The sequence below is a fragment of the Butyricicoccus porcorum genome (genome assembly GCF_002157465.1).
GTDB classification, from domain to species: domain Bacteria; phylum Bacillota; class Clostridia; order Oscillospirales; family Butyricicoccaceae; genus Butyricicoccus_A; species Butyricicoccus_A porcorum.
The window spans coordinates 77,856-95,101 of the sequence record NZ_NHOC01000005.1; the positions used below are offsets into that span (position 1 = coordinate 77,856).

At 54.3% G+C, this 17,246-nt stretch carries 19 protein-coding genes and 1 other RNA gene; 5 read left to right on the forward strand and 15 right to left on the reverse strand.

Features of this window, described 5'->3' with window-relative positions; all coding sequences use genetic code 11:
* Window positions 1-4: 4 nt before the first annotated feature.
* Together CBW42_RS06205 and malQ are read right to left on the reverse strand one after the other, a co-directional pair.
* Window positions 5-646, reverse strand: a complete 642-nt coding sequence (locus CBW42_RS06205) for an HAD family hydrolase (RefSeq protein WP_205703617.1) — start codon at window positions 644-646, stop codon at window positions 5-7.
* A 16-nt stretch (window positions 647-662) separates the two neighbouring features.
* Complete coding sequence (malQ, locus tag CBW42_RS06210) at window positions 663-2,162, reverse strand: 4-alpha-glucanotransferase (RefSeq protein ID WP_087018827.1); 1,500 nt, start codon at window positions 2,160-2,162, stop codon at window positions 663-665.
* A 136-nt stretch (window positions 2,163-2,298) separates the two neighbouring features.
* Between malQ and trmB the strand changes: the two genes are divergently transcribed.
* A complete protein-coding gene (gene trmB / locus CBW42_RS06215) occupies window positions 2,299-3,036 on the forward strand; it encodes a tRNA (guanosine(46)-N7)-methyltransferase TrmB (protein ID WP_087018830.1) in 738 nt (245 codons plus the stop codon).
* A gap of 183 nt (window positions 3,037-3,219) precedes the next feature.
* Here the strand turns inward: trmB and CBW42_RS06220 are convergent, their stop codons facing one another.
* The 6 genes from CBW42_RS06220 to CBW42_RS06245 all read right to left on the reverse strand — a co-directional run bounded on the left by CBW42_RS06220 (window position 3,220) and on the right by CBW42_RS06245 (window position 7,536).
* Complete coding sequence (locus CBW42_RS06220; protein WP_087018832.1) at window positions 3,220-3,396, reverse strand: FeoB-associated Cys-rich membrane protein; 177 nt, start codon at window positions 3,394-3,396, stop codon at window positions 3,220-3,222.
* 15 nt (window positions 3,397-3,411) lie between these two features.
* Window positions 3,412-5,595 (reverse strand): ferrous iron transport protein B, encoded by a 2,184-nt coding sequence (gene feoB / locus CBW42_RS06225; protein WP_087018834.1) that lies wholly within the window; start codon window positions 5,593-5,595, stop codon window positions 3,412-3,414.
* A gap of 77 nt (window positions 5,596-5,672) precedes the next feature.
* The gene (locus tag CBW42_RS06230; protein WP_087018836.1) at window positions 5,673-5,894 is read right to left on the reverse strand and encodes a FeoA family protein; all 222 of its coding nucleotides are present in this window, start codon (window positions 5,892-5,894) and stop codon (window positions 5,673-5,675) included.
* Window positions 5,895-5,922: 28 nt separating this feature from the next.
* Window positions 5,923-6,135, reverse strand: a complete 213-nt coding sequence (locus tag CBW42_RS06235) for a FeoA family protein (protein ID WP_087018838.1) — start codon at window positions 6,133-6,135, stop codon at window positions 5,923-5,925.
* A 265-nt stretch (window positions 6,136-6,400) separates the two neighbouring features.
* Window positions 6,401-6,967 (reverse strand): hypothetical protein, encoded by a 567-nt coding sequence (locus CBW42_RS06240; protein WP_087018840.1) that lies wholly within the window; start codon window positions 6,965-6,967, stop codon window positions 6,401-6,403.
* An 11-nt stretch (window positions 6,968-6,978) separates the two neighbouring features.
* Window positions 6,979-7,536: a class I SAM-dependent methyltransferase gene (locus CBW42_RS06245; RefSeq protein WP_242969814.1), complete on the reverse strand. Its 558-nt coding sequence runs from the start codon at window positions 7,534-7,536 to the stop codon at window positions 6,979-6,981.
* Window positions 7,537-7,701: 165 nt separating this feature from the next.
* On the opposite strand from CBW42_RS06245, the gene CBW42_RS06250 reads away from it, so the two are divergent.
* Window positions 7,702-8,322 carry a CpXC domain-containing protein gene (locus CBW42_RS06250; RefSeq protein ID WP_087018844.1) on the forward strand — a complete coding sequence of 207 codons (621 nt, stop codon included), beginning with the start codon at window positions 7,702-7,704 and terminating at the stop codon, window positions 8,320-8,322.
* A 51-nt stretch (window positions 8,323-8,373) separates the two neighbouring features.
* Here CBW42_RS06250 and rplT read toward each other — a convergent pair whose 3' ends face one another.
* From rplT to infC, 3 genes are read right to left on the reverse strand one after another with little or no spacing between them, the layout of a single operon-like run.
* Window positions 8,374-8,727 carry a 50S ribosomal protein L20 gene (gene rplT, locus CBW42_RS06255; protein WP_087018846.1) on the reverse strand — a complete coding sequence of 118 codons (354 nt, stop codon included), beginning with the start codon at window positions 8,725-8,727 and terminating at the stop codon, window positions 8,374-8,376.
* 51 nt (window positions 8,728-8,778) lie between these two features.
* Window positions 8,779-8,976 (reverse strand): 50S ribosomal protein L35, encoded by a 198-nt coding sequence (gene rpmI, locus CBW42_RS06260; RefSeq protein WP_087018848.1) that lies wholly within the window; start codon window positions 8,974-8,976, stop codon window positions 8,779-8,781.
* Window positions 8,977-9,030: 54 nt separating this feature from the next.
* Window positions 9,031-9,624, reverse strand: coding sequence for a translation initiation factor IF-3 (infC, locus tag CBW42_RS06265; protein ID WP_087018849.1), 594 nt, complete (start codon window positions 9,622-9,624; stop codon window positions 9,031-9,033).
* Window positions 9,625-10,052: 428 nt separating this feature from the next.
* On the opposite strand from infC, the gene CBW42_RS06270 reads away from it, so the two are divergent.
* Entirely contained in the window at window positions 10,053-10,346 is a 294-nt protein-coding gene (locus CBW42_RS06270; protein WP_087018851.1) for a DUF1292 domain-containing protein, read from the forward strand.
* A 25-nt stretch (window positions 10,347-10,371) separates the two neighbouring features.
* Window positions 10,372-10,565, forward strand: a non-coding RNA gene (gene ssrS / locus CBW42_RS06275) — 6S RNA.
* 504 nt (window positions 10,566-11,069) lie between these two features.
* Here the strand turns inward: ssrS and CBW42_RS06280 are convergent.
* The 4 genes from CBW42_RS06280 to CBW42_RS14645 form a co-directional block, all read right to left on the reverse strand.
* Window positions 11,070-11,255 (reverse strand): TipAS antibiotic-recognition domain-containing protein, encoded by a 186-nt coding sequence (locus tag CBW42_RS06280; protein WP_407922954.1) that lies wholly within the window; start codon window positions 11,253-11,255, stop codon window positions 11,070-11,072.
* Window positions 11,256-11,295: 40 nt separating this feature from the next.
* Complete coding sequence (locus CBW42_RS06285) at window positions 11,296-11,640, reverse strand: TIGR04076 family protein (RefSeq protein WP_087019759.1); 345 nt, start codon at window positions 11,638-11,640, stop codon at window positions 11,296-11,298.
* A 50-nt stretch (window positions 11,641-11,690) separates the two neighbouring features.
* Window positions 11,691-13,196, reverse strand: a complete 1,506-nt coding sequence (locus CBW42_RS06290; protein ID WP_087018855.1) for a YifB family Mg chelatase-like AAA ATPase — start codon at window positions 13,194-13,196, stop codon at window positions 11,691-11,693.
* Window positions 13,197-13,320: 124 nt separating this feature from the next.
* Entirely contained in the window at window positions 13,321-13,494 is a 174-nt protein-coding gene (locus CBW42_RS14645) for a hypothetical protein (RefSeq protein WP_165761086.1), read from the reverse strand.
* 109 nt (window positions 13,495-13,603) lie between these two features.
* Between CBW42_RS14645 and nifJ the strand changes: the two genes are divergently transcribed.
* Window positions 13,604-17,152, forward strand: coding sequence for a pyruvate:ferredoxin (flavodoxin) oxidoreductase (gene nifJ / locus CBW42_RS06295; RefSeq protein WP_087018857.1), 3,549 nt, complete (start codon window positions 13,604-13,606; stop codon window positions 17,150-17,152).
* The last annotated feature ends 94 nt before the right edge of the window (window positions 17,153-17,246 follow it).

Here is a 17,246-nt window from a genome sequence, read left to right on the forward strand (position 1 = left end):
CTCCTCACAGCATCATCAGAATCTGAACCGGCAAGTCAGCCAGCAGATCCGCACCGTTATCAATCAGCTCTTCACGGCTTCGGAAACCCCAGGTTACACCGACTGCGGTCAGACCCGCATTGCGCGCCGTATTCATATCCACACCGGAATCACCGATATACAGTACTTCCTCCGGCTTGGCACCCAGCTGTTCCATTATCATGCGGCAGGAGGTCGGATCCGGCTTGCGCGGTATCCCGCTGTGCTCACCAAACACAACGTCTACTTTTCCACGGAAAAAGTGGCGGATCAGCGCCTGTGTCGCAGAATTCAGCTTGTTGGACAGCACACCAACTTTTATGCCGCGCTTGCGCAAAATGGAGAGCAACTCCTGAATGCCGTCATACGGCACGGTCGTGTCATACAGATGCTCCGCATAATATTTCTTGAAGTCCGCCAGCGCCGCATCAATTTCTTCGTCTGACGAGCCGGCAGGCAGACAGCGGCGCATCAGATTGCGCACACCGTTTCCAACAAAGCGCCGAACCTCCTCCGTCGTGCGCGGAGGCAGGTTCCGCAGACGCAGCGCATAATTCGCTGCACCGCGCAGATCGCCCAGTGTATTGAGCAAAGTTCCATCCAAATCAAAGATAATGGTTGTTTTCAAAATAAATTCCTTCTTTTCAGGTACGGGGATTGAGCCGCTTTCCACCGAATGCCGCACGGCGCAGGAATCCGGATACATCCGGGTTGATGGCCTCACGGCGCACACGCCAGCTCCAGTTTCCGCCCAATGTGGACGGTGTATTCATGCGCGCATCCGCGCCGAGCGACAGCACATCCTGCATGGTTGTCATCGCAATGTCCGCCTGCGACGCAAATGCTGTGCGGATTGCACTCCAGCCGAGCGGCTCACGGTCAGAGGTGCGCAGATATTCATATGCAAATTTTCGGTCTGCTTCTGTGCACTTGTCATTGATCTGCTCACAAATTGTCTCTGAGTCATGCGTAGATGTATATCCTACGCAGTTTTTCGGCCAGTTGAATGGAATATGGTCATTGGTTTCATTCGCACGCATGCCGAAAATCATGACACGCATGCCCGGATAACCGGACTTTTTGAGGAACTTGCGCACATCGTCGTCAATGTCGCCCAAATCCTCCGCAATAATCGGCACATCGCCAAGTGCATTGCGGATTGCCTTGAACAGCTTCATGCGCGGGCCCTTGATCCATTTGCCGTTGATTGCAGTTTCCTCACCCGCCGGCACTTCCCAGTAAGCCTGGAACCCACGGAAATGGTCAATGCGGGTGACATCAAACAGCGCCAGATTGCGGCGTACACGCCAGATCCACCATTTGAAGCCATCCTGTTCGATCACCTTCCAGTTGTAGGTCGGATTGCCCCAGAGCTGGCCGGTTGCGGAATAATAATCCGGCGGAACACCTGCAACACCATTTGGCTTCAGGCTGTCAGACAGCTTGAACATCTCCGGGTGCGCCCATACGTCACAGCTGTCCGGAGAAACATAAATCGGAATATCACCGATAATCTGAATGCCCTTTTCATTGGCATAGGCATGCAGCTTCATCCACTGGTCGAAGAACAGATACTGCATGAACACATAAAAATCAATCTCATGCTTGAGTTCAAAGGAATACTTCCGCATGGCTTCGGGTTCCCGATGCTTGATCGCCTCGTCATCCCAGTCCCACAGTGCCTTGTGGTCGAAATGATTCTTGAGCGACATAAACATCGCATAATCTTCCACCCAGTCGCGGTTGTCCCAGCGGAATGCCGCCATCTTGCCGAGCAGCTCCGGTGTCGCGCGGTCAAACGCACGGCGCAGAACAACAAAGCGTGTTTCTGCCAGCGCAGCAAAATCCACTGCATCCGGCGTGGTCTCCGCGTCCGCATCGCGCAGATCCTGCTCGTTCAGCAGGCCCATCTCCGCCAGCGTGTCGAGGTCGATGAAGTACGGATTGCCCGCCGCTGCCGAGAAGCACTGATACGGGCTGTCGCCGAAGCCGGTCTGACCGAGCGGCAGAACCTGCCAATAGGTCTGTCCTGCGTCGTGCAGAAAATCGACGAATCGATACGCATCTTCACCCATTGTGCCGATGCCATACGGAGACGGTAAAGAAGAAATATGCAGCACTACGCCGCTGGAACGCTGAAACATTGTAACACCCAATTCTAATTATTTATTTGCAAACGAATTGCATTTACACGGCGTTTCCGCTATAATCATGACAGATACACCGTTATTTTTCAACATAAAATCAAAAATTTCTGAACAAAAAGAGGAGAGTATCCCCATGCGCATGCGCAAAAAGAAAAATCTGGACACCCGTCTGGCGAACTGCGCCGCCGTCCTGATCTCCGACCCGGAGGCCCACAAAGGCAGCTGGCGCGCCATCTTCGGCAACGATAACCCATTGCATCTGGAAATCGGCTGCGGCAAAGGCCGCTTTATCGTCGAGACCGCCCGCCGCAATCCTGAGGTGAATTATCTCGCCATCGAACGTGAACAGGGCGCACTGGTCATGGCAACCGAAAAGGCTATGGCGCTCGAACTGCCCAACCTGCGTTTTCTCGACTTCGACGCAGCCGGTCTGACGGAAATTTTCGCAGACGGCGAAATCGACCGCATCTATCTGAATTTCTCCGACCCGTGGCCGCCGAACCGCCAGCGCAAACGCCGCCTGACACATTCCAATTTTCTCGCGCTGTACGACTGCGTGCTGTCCAAATACGGTCAGGTTCATTTTAAAACAGACAACCAGCACCTGTTTGAATTCACGCTGGAGGAAATGTGCGGCTACGGCTGGCTGATTCAGAACATCTGTCTCGACCTGCACAACAGTGATTTCGATAACATCATGACGGAATATGAGGAAAAATTCTCAAGCGAAGGCTTCCGCATTTACCGTCTGGAAGCGTGCCGCCGTGACGAGGACACGCTCACGCGCGCGCACACGCCTCCGCGCACCGCCGAACAGCTCAGCCATCCGGCACGCGGTTCCGTCGCGCCCAGTTATCACACATCCCGTTGATTATTGTATCATTTTTACCCAAATTTAGCAAGGATTTTTTGTGCTTTTTGTGTGATACGTCCAGAGCATATACTGTGATGTTGCTCAACGGATGCTTCAGCCTCTGACAGCTCCATAAAAAAGAATCGGTGCGGAGATTGTTCCGCACCGATTCTTTTTTGAAATCATTACAGTATTCAAATTTTACTTATGCACGTGATTGGTATTGGAATGGCAGGCATCTGCCATTCCGCAGCCCCCGCAGGAACCGCCGCAGGAGCAGGAGCTCCCGCCGTTTTTTCTCTTTCGTATTCCCGAAATAACAATGGCAAGGAATACCGCCGCGACCAGCGCGGCAACAAGAAATGTTGCAAGATTCATAGAAAAAACCCTTCTTTAATTCTGTGCCGCAGACGCATGAACTGCCAGCACATTGTCGTTGTACTTATTTCTGCGGAACAGCAGGTACAGCATGCCGATCAGGACAACGATTGCCGCCGCCGTCCAGATGGAGAAACCGCCGCCGGTGAACAGTGTGCCCAGCTGATAGACAACCAGCGAAACCGCATAAGCAAACGCACACATATAACCGATTGCCGCACAGGTCCACTTTGCGTTGTTCATCTCACGCTTGATTGCACCCATTGCCGCAAAGCACGGTGCACACAGAAGATTAAAGATCATGAACGAGAAGGCTGCCAGACCGCTGCCGCCAAAGAACTCCTGTCCGATGACCGTCAGTGCCGCAGAATTGCCCTCTTCGACCAGTTCCATCGCCAGATCTGCATTCGCCATGGAGGACAGGGAGCCGAATACGCCGACAACCTCTTCCTTTGCAACCAGTCCAAGGATGGTGGCAACTGCTGCCTGCCATTCGCCGAAGCCCAGCGGGACAAACAGAACGGCAAGACCCTCACCGATGACATTCAGAATAGACATTTCATCGCCGTCGCCGATATAGTGAAACCCGCCTTCAAAGGTCAGGCTGTTGAGTACCCAGATGATAATGCTCGCTGCAACAATGACCGTGCCGGCACGCTTGATAAAGCTCCAGCCGCGCTCCCAGGTCGCACGCAGAACATTGGAGGCCACCGGCGCATGATAAGCCGGAAGCTCCATGACAAACGGAGCCGGGTCGCCCGCGAACGCCTTTGTCTTTTTCAGAATGATACCGGAGACGATGACCGCAGCGACACCGATGAAATATGCCGCAGTCGCAACCCATGCACTGCCGCCAAATACCGCACCGGAAATCAGACCGACAATCGGCATCTTCGCGCCGCACGGGATAAAGCAGGTGGTCATAATAGTCATCTTACGGTCACGATCCTGCTCAATGGTACGGGATGCCATGACACCCGGCACGCCGCAGCCGGATGCAACCAGCATCGGGATAAAGCTCTTGCCGGACAGGCCAAACTTGCGGAAGATACGGTCCATGATGAAGGCGACGCGGGACATATAACCGCAGTCCTCCAGAATAGACAGCAGCAGGAACAGAATCAGCATCTGCGGTACAAAGCCCAGAACCGCACCGACGCCGCCGACAATGCCGTCCGCTACCAGGCTGGTCAGCCAGTCCGCACAGCCAATGGCTTTCAGACCGGATGTCACACCCGGCACAATCCATTCGCCGAACAACGTATCGTTCATAAATCCAACTGTCCAGTCACCGATGGTGCCGATGGAAATGGTGTAAACCGCCCACATGATAACCGCAAAAATCGGCAGCGCCAGAATGCGGTTGGTCACAATGCGGTCAATCTTGTCCGAGGTGGACAGCTGACCGGTTCTTGCCTTTTTGTAGCATCCCTTCATAAGCGATGCAATGTAAATGTATCTCTCGTTGGTGATGATGCTCTCCGCATCGTCGTCACACTCATCTTCCGCAGCTTTGATGTCCGCCTCGATATGCGCGAGGACATCGGCTGCAATATTCATCTGTTCCAGTACCTTATCGTCGCGCTCAAAAATCTTGATCGCATACCAGCGCTGCTGCTCCTCCGGCATCTCATGCACGGCAGCCTCTTCGATATGGGCAATCGCGTGCTCGACCGCACCGGAGAAAGTATGCATCGGAACTGTCTTTCCGTTTTTCGCCACATCAATGGCAGCCTCTGCTGCCTCCAGAATACCGGTGCCCTTCAGTGCGGAGATCTCAACTACCTTGCAGCCCAGCTCACGGGACAGCTCCGCAATGTTGATCTTATCACCGTTTTTCTGCACGACATCCATCATGTTGACCGCAACAACGACCGGAATGCCCAGCTCGGTCAACTGCGTAGTGAGGTAGAGATTTCGCTCCAGATTCGTGCCGTCGACAATATTCAAAATGGCATCCGGACGCTCACCGATCAGGTAATTTCTCGCAACGACTTCTTCCAACGTGTACGGAGACAGCGAATAAATACCCGGAAGGTCGGTGATGGTAATATCCGCATGTTTCTTTAATTTGCCCTCTTTTTTCTCAACCGTAACGCCCGGCCAGTTGCCGACGTACTGGTTGGAACCGGTCAGCGCATTGAACAGCGTGGTTTTGCCACAGTTCGGGTTGCCGGCTAAGGCGATTCTCAATTCCATAGGTTCATTCCTTTCTGCAAGAGATTAGCGAAAGCTAATCATCCGTCAAAAAATAAAGATCGTCTGAAAACGATCTGTTATTTTACCTCAATCATCTCGGCATCCGCCCTGCGAAGGGACAGCTCATAGCCGCGAACCGTCACTTCAATCGGATCGCCGAGCGGTGCGACCTTGCGCACATGTACCTCAACGCCCTTTGTGATGCCCATATCCATGATGCGGCGCTTGACTGCGCCTTCGCCGTGCAGCTTGACCACGGTGACGGTGTCAGCAACCTTTGCCTGCTTCAACGTATTCATACGATGCTCCTTTCTCTGCCCAAAGCCGTCAGATCATGATTTTCTGTGCCATTTCCTTGCTGATGGCGACACGCGCTTCCTTTACATTCACAATGACGTTGCCGCCCATCATCGTGATGACTGTCACGCTTCCGCCTGCGACAAAGCCCAAATTTTCCAAGTGCTTTTTGACGTCCGGCCTTCCGCCTACCTTTTTGATGATATTCTCTTCGCCGACAGACGCGAGTGTCAATGGCATCATGACTCCGCCTCCCTTATGCGTTCTATTTGTTAGTGTATCCTAACACTATGTCAGATTATCTCGCAATTAGCGTTCGCTAACCAACTCGTATCATACATTCTTTCTCCGGCTTTGTCAACCATTTTTTGAAGTTGTTCCCGCCGGATCAATATTTTCGTAATATTCGCGCATTTGTTAGCCTTTGCTAATATCTGTTTTGTGCAGAATAGACAGACACGGAGCATCGCAAAATCGGATGCACCGTGTCAAATTCAAACCGATTCATTCAGTTTTCTTTTCCTGCCTCCGGCAGGACAATGCGCAAGCGCACCGGTTCCTCACTTTCCAGCTGCACGCCGGATGCGAGGTCACAGTACAGCTGGAGAACACCGGACAGCAAATTCATCAGATACAGCGCCTGCGGCATGCGCGATGCCGGGTCGGTCAGCTGCGCCTGATCCAGACAGTCTTCCACCAGCTGGCGGAGTGTCTCATCCCCGCGTGCATAAAACTGTCCAAAAGCCGCCGCACGCTTGAGCGAATACAGAATATATGGCGCTTCCGTCCCCTCCGCCGCTGTCTTCGGCAGGATACTGCGGAACACCTGTGCGCGCACCTGCGGCGCAACCCTGCTGTGCACAGACTCCGGCAGGCGGCTGTCCGGCATCAGATCGTCCAGCAGATACAGCGCCGCACACAGATACTCGACTGCAAGCCGCCGCGTCTGGTCGCTGTTCAGCCCGAGGTCGTGCCGCAGATCCGCGTTGAGAAACAGATTGTCATATTCCGCCAGTGTGACATGTTCAAACAGCCGGCAGTATTCCTCCATCGTCAGATTATTCGCTTCATCCATCTCAAGTCACCTCATGTCGCTTTTGTAATAAACACCGGGATCGGTGGATCACCTGCTCGGTTGGAAAACTGTACCGTCAGCACGGTGTACCGCTCCGGGTCAATCGTCTTCACATATTCCAGCAGCGCATCGCGCTCCTCATAGCCGCTTGCACCGCCGTAATAAATGCTGACACACATCAGCCCGCCGTCGCGCAGCAGCTCCAGCCCCGCTTCAATCGCAACAATCGTGCTGTCCGCATGGGTGAAAATGCTGTGGTCGCCGCCCGGCAGCCAGCCGAGATTGAAAACGATGCAGTCCACGCTGCCCGGTTCGGCATACTGCGCCATATTCGCATGGCTGTCCAGCACGGCGCTGCCGACTTCATCCCAGCCGCTCTCAACCAATCGCTTTGTTGTATTCTCGACTGCCTGCGGCTGGATATCAAATGCCAGCACCCTGCCTGTTTTGCCGGTCAGCCCACAGAGGAATGCCGTATCCCGTCCGTTGCCCGCCGTGGCATCTATGATAAAATCTCCGGGTCGGATAAACTGTTCGAGGTATTTATGCACCAATGTCAAAGTATTCACGATTCGCCTCCCAAATGTAACACCAATGACTGCATTATAGCATATTTTTTGAGAAAAATCCGCACTTTTCCTCCGATTTCACCTGTTTTTTCCCGAAAAGTATGTTACAATACAGATATTAACAGCTTACTCGATGGTTCCCATTGGCGAGGGGAGTGAACTGCCATGTCCAACCGTCATACCATATCCTTTACCTGTCCTGCCTGCCGGCAGGCATTTACCATGACAAAGTGGACCAACATCAGTCCGAACGATGATCCCGCTATCCGAAAACATGTCATGACCGGAGACCTGTTTCATCACACATGCCCACACTGCGGCAACCGCATGATGATCGCCTATAATTGCCTGTATCAGGATCGGCAGAAAAAATTCGCGGTTTCGTTGCAGGCCGACCGCAACCAGCCCGCCGTGACGCCGCTGCTGCCCGGCTACCAGATGCGTCTGGAACACACGCTGTTGTCCTTTGTCGAACGCATCCGTATTTTGGATGCCGGACTGGACGACATGGCGTTCGAGCTGTACCGCATAGTCGTGCTGACACAGGTCAGACGCCAGCATCCGGAGCGTTCAGTCACCTCCCTGCGGTTCGACGCGGTTGAGGGCGACATGATTTTTTTACAGGCGAGCCAGACCGAACAGGTCAAGCTGCCGCTGTCGTCTTACCAGAACATCGCGGACAAGGTAAAAAAGTCCGGCTTCCACCCGAAGGTGTCCGGCTACCTGACCATCCACGGCAAGTGGGTGCAGCAGTCCGGCATTCTGGACGTCCTGAAGAAGCAGTAAAAAATCCCCGTTCCGATCGGAACGGGGATTGCTTTTCGTGTAATCCTGAAATTACAGGGCAGCCTTTGCCTTCTCAACGAGGCCTGCGAAAGCAGCCTGATCGTTGACAGCCAGGTCAGCGAGCATCTTGCGGTTGATGTCGATGCCAGCCTTCTTCAGGCCGTTCATGAAGCGGCTGTAGTTGATGCCGTTTGCCTGAGCAGCAGCGGAGATGCGGGTGATCCACAGTCTGCGGAAATCACGCTTCTTCTGCTTGCGGCCGATGTATGCATAACGCAGGGACTTCATAACGGCTTCGTTCGCCGTGCGGAACAGCTTGGACTTCGCACCGAAGTAGCCCTTGGAAAGCTTCAGAATCTTCTTTCTTCTCTTGCGCGTCATCATTGCGCCCTTAACTCTTGCCATGTTAAAACAATGCCTCCAAATTCAAATCGTAAGTGTTTGTAATCCTGAAAATCAGTCGTACGGCAGCAGGCGCTTAACCTGTGCTACGTTGGTGGAATCAGCGAAGCCTTCCTTTCTGAGGTGTCTCAGACGCTTGGTGGACTTCTTGTTCAGGATATGGCGGCGGCCAACGTGAGCGCGCTTGATCTTGCCATTCTTTGTCATCTTAAAGCGCTTGGATGCGCCGCTGTGAGTCTTGATCTTAGGCATATTGGGTTCTCCTCTCTGGTGTTGCCGCGCCCGGTGCGGGCACGGATCTGTGATTTATGAATCGGACTCTTCCGTTTTGGGAGCCTGCTGCGGCTTGCCGGATTTTCCCTTGCGGCCGCCCTTCTTGGCGTCCTTCTTCGGATTGTCCTTTTTGGGGGCCAGGAACATAATCATCTGGCGGCCCTCCAGCTTGGGGGCTTTCTCCATACTGCCGATTTCCGAGCAGTTTTCGGCGAACCGGTGCAGCAGATCCAGACCGATGGAAGAATGCGTCACTTCACGGCCGCGGAAGCGGACGGAAACCTTGACTTTATTGCCATCCTTGAGGAAACGCTTGGCATGGTTGGCCTTTACGTTGAAATCATTCACGTCGATGCCGGGGCTCAGGCGGATTTCCTTGATCTCCACGACATGCTGGTTTTTCTTCGCTTCCTTTTCGCGCTTCGCCTGTTCAAAGCGGAACTTGCCGTAGTCCATGACGCGGCAAACCGGCGGAACGGCCTGCGGAGCGATTTTAACGAGGTCGAGATTTTTGGACGATGCGGCCTCCTGTGCCTTGGCAATCGGTACGATGCCAACCTGGTTGCCGTCCGCGTCAATCAATCTGACTTCCCTGTCGCGGATCTCCTCGTTGATCTGGTGTTCCATACTGCTAATTGTTAAGCACCTCCAAACGGTAAAAACAATAAAAAAACGGACGGAAAGGCACCGTCCGACGCTGCTCCCCGCACATGCGAACAGCAGAAAGCATCTGAACCTCTCAGCCGGAGCGCGAGGTGAGGACGGTGAAGCCCTTCTTTCTTTTGCCCGTATAGTATAGCAAACTCCGGGCACACTGTCAACAGAAAAGTTTGATTCGCACCAATTTTTTGTCTTTCCGCTGTTTCGCCCGCTTTTTGCTTGACAAACCGGGGTTCCGCGTGCTATCCTGCCAGGAAGATTATCCAATATCCCAGACCGGCAGTATCATTTTTCCTGTGATTTTTTTGCGCTTACCTGTTGAAAAGCGCGGCAAAATACGCTATGATATTTATACAAGATAACCAAACCGCCGGTTCGCCAATGGAGGCTGCGCTATGAGCGACGAGTACAAAAACAACTTTGTCGTCCTCACCGATGAGGAAGGCAACGAAAAAGAATTTGAGCACATCGACACCCTGGAGGACGGCGGCACCATGTATATGGCCTTCATCCCTGCCGAGCTGAGTCTCGAGGAGGAGGCCGAAGTCGTTATCCTGAAGATCGTCGAGGAGGACGGCGAGGAGCTTCTCGCAACCGTCGATGACGACGACGAAAACCTGCGTATCTACAACCTCTTTATGGATCGCCTGGAGGACATGTACGAAGCGCCGGAATTCGACGATGACTGACCGATCTTCCTGATATCTTTGTCAACGCGCCCTGCGCGGTTCGACAGTCGCCTTTTTTTAACCCACAGTTAGTTTACGGGACCCCGAAGTATTGTTCCCCCTTCAAGTGCAGGCCTCCCGCCCTGCGGAAGTTGGAAGCACAGCGATTCGGGATAGGGGACCCACCTGCAGAGTTCGTGCAGGTTACTAATCTGGCGACATCGGCCGTGCGGGGTTTCTTTATGCCCCGGAAAAACTGGGTATCCATTCAAATCTTTCACCAATTTTCGCCCCGTTTTGTCATAAATCCCTATATATTTTTCACGAAATTACCCTTTACATTTGCATCCGTCGGGTGTATAATGTACAAAATAAACAAAGAAAGGAGCGCTGAACCCATGGAAGGCATTCTGAAGATCCGCGACTATCAGCCGCAGCCCGACAAGCCCGATATTGACGACCTCATCTACGGTGACGATCATCATGTTTCCGAAAAGTAAGACCAACTTGTAAGAACATCAGAGATTTCCACGCAGAGAGGCGTGGTTTTTTTCTACCCAAAACAGCGGCACAGGACAAAAAAACTCCCGCCGTTTTTATATGATAGATGAAGATAAATCCACGTCATATCGTGGCAGCGCCGCACCTTGTTCCAAAGGTGCGGCGCCTTTTGTTATCCACAGTTTCCACAGAGTTTTGCACAAAGTAGAAACCAGTACACGTAATACTGTACGTATTGTCTGCTCACAGGCTGCGGCAATATGCTGCAATCGCCTGACGGGCAAAGGAAGCCGTCCCCTTTCCGCCCGCATGGTCGATGTTCTCCGTCATGCTCCCGCCTGCGGCATACATCTCACCGAGCGACCGCAGTATTTCCGGCGTGCAGGTGTAGTAGTGCTCTGTGATGAAGGCACGCAGCGTCAGAGTCAAGGCCTTTTTGCAAAATATTCTTGGATACCTGCGGGACAGCTTATCGAACCGGTGTATAATCAATTTCTGAAATATTCTCCGTAGCTTCGAGTTTAAAGATAACCGGTCTTAATCCATCATTACAGCTGCATATCGCAACGCCGGGTTTTCTGATCCAATCCCCATAATAAAAAACATCGTTTCCTGCTCCATGTGCCAGGGCAAATACATATTGGTAAATCGCTTTCCATGCTTCGTCACAAAATCCTTCCGGTTTTGCATAATCCGCATAAAATATCTGTCCCGCTCTCATCATTGGGCAGGCAGTCAGTCCGACTGCACCGTATTCCTCCGCCAATTCCTTGTCAAATGTTGTTTTTAGCACAGTTATTTTGACTTTTTTCATCATTTTGTCTCTTTCCTCTCATTCAAATTTTCCTGTCTTCAGGGCATCACTCACCGGAACCGATACTGAATCGCCTCCGCGATGTGCGCAGCAGAGATGTGCTCTTCCCCGGCGAGGTCGGCAATGGTGCGCGCCAGGCGCAGCACGCGGTCATAGCTGCGCGCCGTCATGCCGAGCCGTTCAAATGCCGCATCCATCAGCTTCTGTCCGGCTTCATCCAGTCGGCAAAACTCTGCCAGCTGTGCCGGGCGCATGTCCGCATTGCATGTAACCCCGGTTCCCCGATAGCGCGCCAGCTGGCGCTCCCGCGCCGCGACAACGCGTGCACGGATGTCTGCCGAACACTCCGCAGGCTTGCGCTCAGACAGATCTTTGAGCGGAACCGGACGCACATCCATTTGAATATCAATGCGGTCGAGCAGCGGGCCGGATATTTTTTTGCGGTATTCACGCACCTCATGCGGCGTACAGCGGCACCGCCCGGATGGATGCCCATACCATCCGCACTTGCACGGGTTCATCGCGCAAATCAGCATAAATTTTGCCGGATAGGTCACGCGCCCCGCAGTGCGGACGATGGAAACTGTCCCGTCCTCCAGCGGCTGGCGCAGTACCTCCAGCGCATCCTTGCGGAACTCCGGCAGCTCATCGAGAAACAGTACGCCATTGTGCGCGAGGCTGAGCTCACCGGGCATGGGGAGCCCCATGCCGCCGCCTGCAATGCCTGCGGCGCTCGTCGTATGATGCGGCGACCGGATCGGGCGCAGATCGCTGCGCGCCGCCTTTGCCCCTTCCCCGATGACAGAATAGATGCGCACGACATCCAGCTTCTCCTCCGGCGTCATCGGCGGCAGGATGGTGCCGATGCGCTTTGCCATCATACTCTTGCCCGAACCGGGCGTGCCGCACAACAACATGTTATGCCCGCCTGCCGCCGCGATTTCCATCGCGCGCTTGACATTTTCCTGCCCCATGACATCGGAGAAATCGGGCATACCGGCGTGTTCCTCCGGTTTCTCCGGCTTTCCGTCGTAGGGCTGCATGCGGTTTTTCCCCGACAGGTGGTCCAGAATCTCCTGTGTATGCTTTGCCGCATAGATGGTCAGAGCACCCGCAAGCGAGGCTTCTTCCGCATTTTCCTCCGGCACAAACAGGCAGGTTTTGCCGGAATCACGCACCGCCATCGCCATCGAAAGCGCACCGCGCACCGGGCGCAGCGCCCCATTCAGGCTCATCTCCCCGATGAACACACAGTCCTCTGGCAGCGGCTCAATCTGTCCGAGTGCGGCCATCAGCCCAAGGAACACCGGCAGATCATATACTGCTCCCTCTTTCTTTCGGTCAGCGGGCGCAAGGTTGACTGTTTTGCGGCAGGGCGGAACCGCAAGCCCCATGCTGCGCGCCGCCGTTGTGACACGCTCCTTTGCTTCGCGTACCGCCGCACCCGGCAGTCCGACGATATCAAACGCCGGCAAACCGTTGGCAACCCCGCACTCTACTGTCACCAGATATCCTTCTATGCCATAAATCCCCGCAGAAAATGCCGTCGCAATCATCGCTGATGCTCCTTTTCTTTCCCAATTTTCCGGTACAATTTGCATCCATTTTACCGCATTCCGACCTGAATGGCAATCATTGCCTGCACTGGTTTCCTGTATTTGGTTCAAATTTATCATAATATTACCAGCACAGCACAATGAATGATATTTTCTGAGTTTTTCCAAGTTTTTTTGTGTCATTTGCGTAAATTCTTTCGGTTTTCTGTTTACAGCCGTATTTTTTTTTGTTAAAATAGACAAGGTTGAAGGGCGTTGCAAACGGCAACCCCCTCTCTGACCCCTTCTGTTTCGCCACAGTCAGCCCACTCCTGATTGTCCCGAAGCGAAAGCAACCGTCTGCGGTTTCGAGCAAAGATCGCATTACGGTTTCGCAGAAAAAAAAATATAGGAGGAACTATTGAATCATGGCAAGAAAAATGAAATCCATGGACGGCAATACCGCCGCTGCTCATGTATCCTATGCGTTTACTGAAGTAGCCGGTATCTATCCGATCACCCCGTCCAGCCCGATGGCCGACAACGTTGACCAGTGGGCTGCTGCCGGCAGAAAGAACATCTTCGGCACCACAGTTAAGGTCGTCGAGATGGAATCCGAGGCCGGTGCCTCCGGTACTGTACACGGCTCTCTGGCAGCCGGTGCACTGACCACCACTTACACCGCATCCCAGGGCCTGCTGCTGATGATCCCGAACATGTACAAGATCGCCGGCGAGCTGCTGCCCTGCGTTTTCCATGTTTCCGCACGTACCGTTGCAACCCATGCGCTGAACATCTTCGGCGACCACTCCGACGTCATGGCATGTCGTCAGACCGGCTTTGCAATGCTGTGTGAAACCAACCCGCAGGAAGTTATGGACCTCTCCGCTGTTGCTCACTGCGCAACCATCGAGAGCCGTGTTCCGTTCATCAACTTCTTCGACGGCTTCCGCACCTCCCACGAGATCCAGAAGATCGCTGTCTGGGATTACGACGACCTGGCTGATATGGTCGACATGGACGCGGTTGCTGCATTCCGCAAGCGCGCGCTGAACCCGGAGCGCCCGGTTATGCGCGGCTCCCACGAAAACGGCGACGTTTTCTTCCAGCATCGTGAGGCCTGCAACAAGTACTACGAGGCTGTTCCGGCAATTGTCGAGAAGTACATGGACAAGGTCAACGAGAAGCTGGGCACCGACTACAAGCTGTTCAACTACTACGGCGCACCGGATGCTGAGCGCATTATCATCGCAATGGGCTCCATCTGCGACGTCGCAGAAGAAGTTATCGATTACCTCACCGCACAGGGAGAGAAGGTCGGCCTCGTCAAGGTTCGCCTGTTCCGTCCGTTCCGCGCGGACAAGCTGATTGAGGCGATTCCGGCAACTGCCAAGAAGATCGCAGTCCTCGACCGCACCAAGGAGCCGGGCTCCCTGGGCGAGCCGCTCTATCAGGACGTTGTCACCGCTCTGGCAAACGCAGGCATCTCTGCTACCATCACCGGCGGCCGCTACGGCCTGGGCTCCAAGGACACGCCTCCGTCCAGCGTATTCGCAGTATACGAAGAGCTGGCAAAGGATGAGCCGAAGAAGCAGTTCACCATCGGCATCTCCGACGACGTTACCTACCTGTCCCTCGACGAGAAGCCGTCCCCGAACACCGCAGCAGAAGGCACCATCGAGTGCAAGTTCTGGGGTCTCGGCGGCGACGGTACCGTTGGTGCGAACAAGAACTCCATCAAGATCATCGGCGACAACACCGACAACTACGTACAGGCTTACTTCCAGTACGACTCCAAGAAGACCGGCGGCGTAACCGTATCTCACCTGCGCTTCGGTGCAAAGCCGATCAAGTCGCCTTACTACATCAACAAGGCTGACTTCGTCGCATGCCACAACCCGTCCTACGTTGTCAAGGGCTACAAGATGGTCAACGACGTTAAGCCGGGCGGCGTATTCCTGATTAACTGCCAGTGGACGCCGGAAGAGCTCAACGAGTACATGCCGGCTGAGGCGAAGCGCTACATCGCCAAGAACAACATCCAGCTGTACACCATCAACGCAATCGACCTGGCAATCCAGATCGGCATGGGCAAGCGCACCAACACCATCCTTCAGTCCGCATTCTTCTCTCTGGCCAAGGTAATGCCGGAAGAGACCGCAATCCAGCTGATGAAGGACGCTGCTACCCATTCCTACCTGAAGAAGGGCCAGGATATCGTAGATATGAACCACAAGGCAATCGAGCTGGGCGCTACCGCTTACGTCAAGATCGACGTACCGGCTGACTGGGCTGACGCTCCGGACGATGCTCCGGCTGCTGCTCCGGAAGGCCGTCCGGCAACCGTCAAGATGGTTACCGAGCTGCTCGATCCGATTGGCCGCATGGACGGCGACTCCCTGCCGGTATCCGCATTCAACGACTATGTTGACGGTACTTACCAGCACGGTGCTTCCGCTTACGAGAAGCGCGGCGTAGCCGTAACCGTTCCGTCCTGGGATGCAGAGAAGTGCGTACAGTGTAACCAGTGCGCATATGTCTGCCCGCATGCTACCATCCGTCCGTTCGCTCTGACCGCCGAAGAGGCTGCTGCTGCTCCGGCTGCTGCCAAGACCGCTCCGATCAAGGCTGGTAAGGGCAAGGACGTTTACACCTTTACGATGGCTGTTTCCCCGCTCGACTGCATGGGCTGTGCTGTCTGCGTCGGCGTCTGCCCGACCAAGGCTATCACCATGGTTCCGCAGCATGAGGAAGCTGCTCAGGCAGAGGTTTGGGATTACATGGTATCCAAGGTTGCTCCGAAGGCCGACATGGCAGACACCAAGACGGTCAAGGGCTCCCAGTTCAAGCAGCCGCTGCTTGAGTTCTCCGGTTCCTGCGCAGGCTGTGCAGAGACCTCGTATGCCCGCCTGATTACCCAGGTTTGCGGCGACAGAATGTATATCTCCAATGCGACCGGTTGTTCCTCCATCTGGGGCGGCCCGGCTGCTACTTCTCCGTACACCGTCAACAAGGAAGGCCACGGTCCGGCATGGGCGAACTCCCTGTTCGAGGACAACGCACAGCACGGTCTCGGCATGTACTACGGCCAGAAGGCAATCCGTGACCGCCTGATCTCCGACGTTGAGCAGATCGCTGCTGACGAGCGCTGCTCCGCTGAGCTGAAGGCTGCCATCGACGCATTCCTGGCTACCAAGGACAACGGCGCTGACAACGAGGCTCCGGCAAAGGCTCTGATCGCTGAGATCGAGAAGGCTGCTTCCTGCGGCTGCCCGCTGATGGCTGACGTTCTGGAAAACAAGGAATACCTGTCCAAGAAGTCCATCTGGATCTTCGGCGGCGACGGTTGGGCTTACGATATCGGCTTTGGCGGTCTGGATCACGTCCTCGCTTCCGGCCAGGATATCAACGTCATGGTATTCGATACCGAAGTTTACTCCAACACCGGCGGCCAGGCTTCCAAGGCTACCAACATCGGTGCTGTCGCTCAGTTCGCAGCTGCCGGTAAAGCAATCGCCAAGAAGTCCCTCGCAGAAATCGCAATGTCCTACGGCTACGTTTACGTTGCTCAGGTTGCGATGGGCGCAAACATGCAGCAGACCCTGAAGGCAATCGCTGAGGCTGAGGCATATCCGGGACCGTCTCTGGTTATCGGCTACGCTCCGTGTGAAATGCACTCCATCAAGGGCGGCATGACCAACTGCCAGTCCGAGATGAAGAAGGCTGTTGACTGCGGTTACTGGAACATGTTCCGCTTCGATCCGCAGCTGAAGGCACAGGGCAAGAACCCGTTCATCCTCGACTCCAAGGAGCCGAAGGAAGGCTATCAGAACTTCCTGATGGGCGAGGCTCGTTACTCCGCTCTGACCCGTTCCTTCCCGGAGCGCGCCAAGGAGCTGTTCGCAGAGTCCGAGAAGGAAGCTGCTGCACGCTATCAGCACCTGCTGGCTCTCCAGAAGATGTACGGCGGCGAATAATCCCGTTCATTTCATTCAATCAAATACCCGTTCCCGGCGGCATTTGCCGCCGGGAACTTTTTTGTCTGATTCTTAAAATTTTCTTACTCCCCTT

Excerpts from the sequence above, each read along its gene's own strand:
- malQ (WP_087018827.1), bottom strand. The coding sequence starts at position 2,162 with ATGTTTCAGCGTTCCAGCGGCGTAGTGCTGCATATTTCTTCTTTACCG.
- trmB (WP_087018830.1), top strand. The coding sequence starts at position 2,299 with ATGCGCATGCGCAAAAAGAAAAATCTGGACACCCGTCTGGCGAACTGC.
- CBW42_RS06220 (WP_087018832.1), bottom strand. The coding sequence starts at position 3,396 with ATGAATCTTGCAACATTTCTTGTTGCCGCGCTGGTCGCGGCGGTATTC.
- feoB (WP_087018834.1), bottom strand. The coding sequence starts at position 5,595 with ATGGAATTGAGAATCGCCTTAGCCGGCAACCCGAACTGTGGCAAAACC.
- CBW42_RS06230 (WP_087018836.1), bottom strand. The coding sequence starts at position 5,894 with ATGAATACGTTGAAGCAGGCAAAGGTTGCTGACACCGTCACCGTGGTC.
- CBW42_RS06235 (WP_087018838.1), bottom strand. The coding sequence starts at position 6,135 with ATGATGCCATTGACACTCGCGTCTGTCGGCGAAGAGAATATCATCAAA.
- CBW42_RS06240 (WP_087018840.1), bottom strand. The coding sequence starts at position 6,967 with ATGGATGAAGCGAATAATCTGACGATGGAGGAATACTGCCGGCTGTTT.
- CBW42_RS06250 (WP_087018844.1), top strand. The coding sequence starts at position 7,702 with ATGTCCAACCGTCATACCATATCCTTTACCTGTCCTGCCTGCCGGCAG.
- rplT (WP_087018846.1), bottom strand. The coding sequence starts at position 8,727 with ATGGCAAGAGTTAAGGGCGCAATGATGACGCGCAAGAGAAGAAAGAAG.
- rpmI (WP_087018848.1), bottom strand. The coding sequence starts at position 8,976 with ATGCCTAAGATCAAGACTCACAGCGGCGCATCCAAGCGCTTTAAGATG.
- infC (WP_087018849.1), bottom strand. The coding sequence starts at position 9,624 with ATGGAACACCAGATCAACGAGGAGATCCGCGACAGGGAAGTCAGATTG.
- CBW42_RS06270 (WP_087018851.1), top strand. The coding sequence starts at position 10,053 with ATGAGCGACGAGTACAAAAACAACTTTGTCGTCCTCACCGATGAGGAA.
- CBW42_RS06285 (WP_087019759.1), bottom strand. The coding sequence starts at position 11,640 with ATGAAAAAAGTCAAAATAACTGTGCTAAAAACAACATTTGACAAGGAA.
- CBW42_RS06290 (WP_087018855.1), bottom strand. The coding sequence starts at position 13,196 with ATGATTGCGACGGCATTTTCTGCGGGGATTTATGGCATAGAAGGATAT.
- nifJ (WP_087018857.1), top strand. The coding sequence starts at position 13,604 with ATGGCAAGAAAAATGAAATCCATGGACGGCAATACCGCCGCTGCTCAT.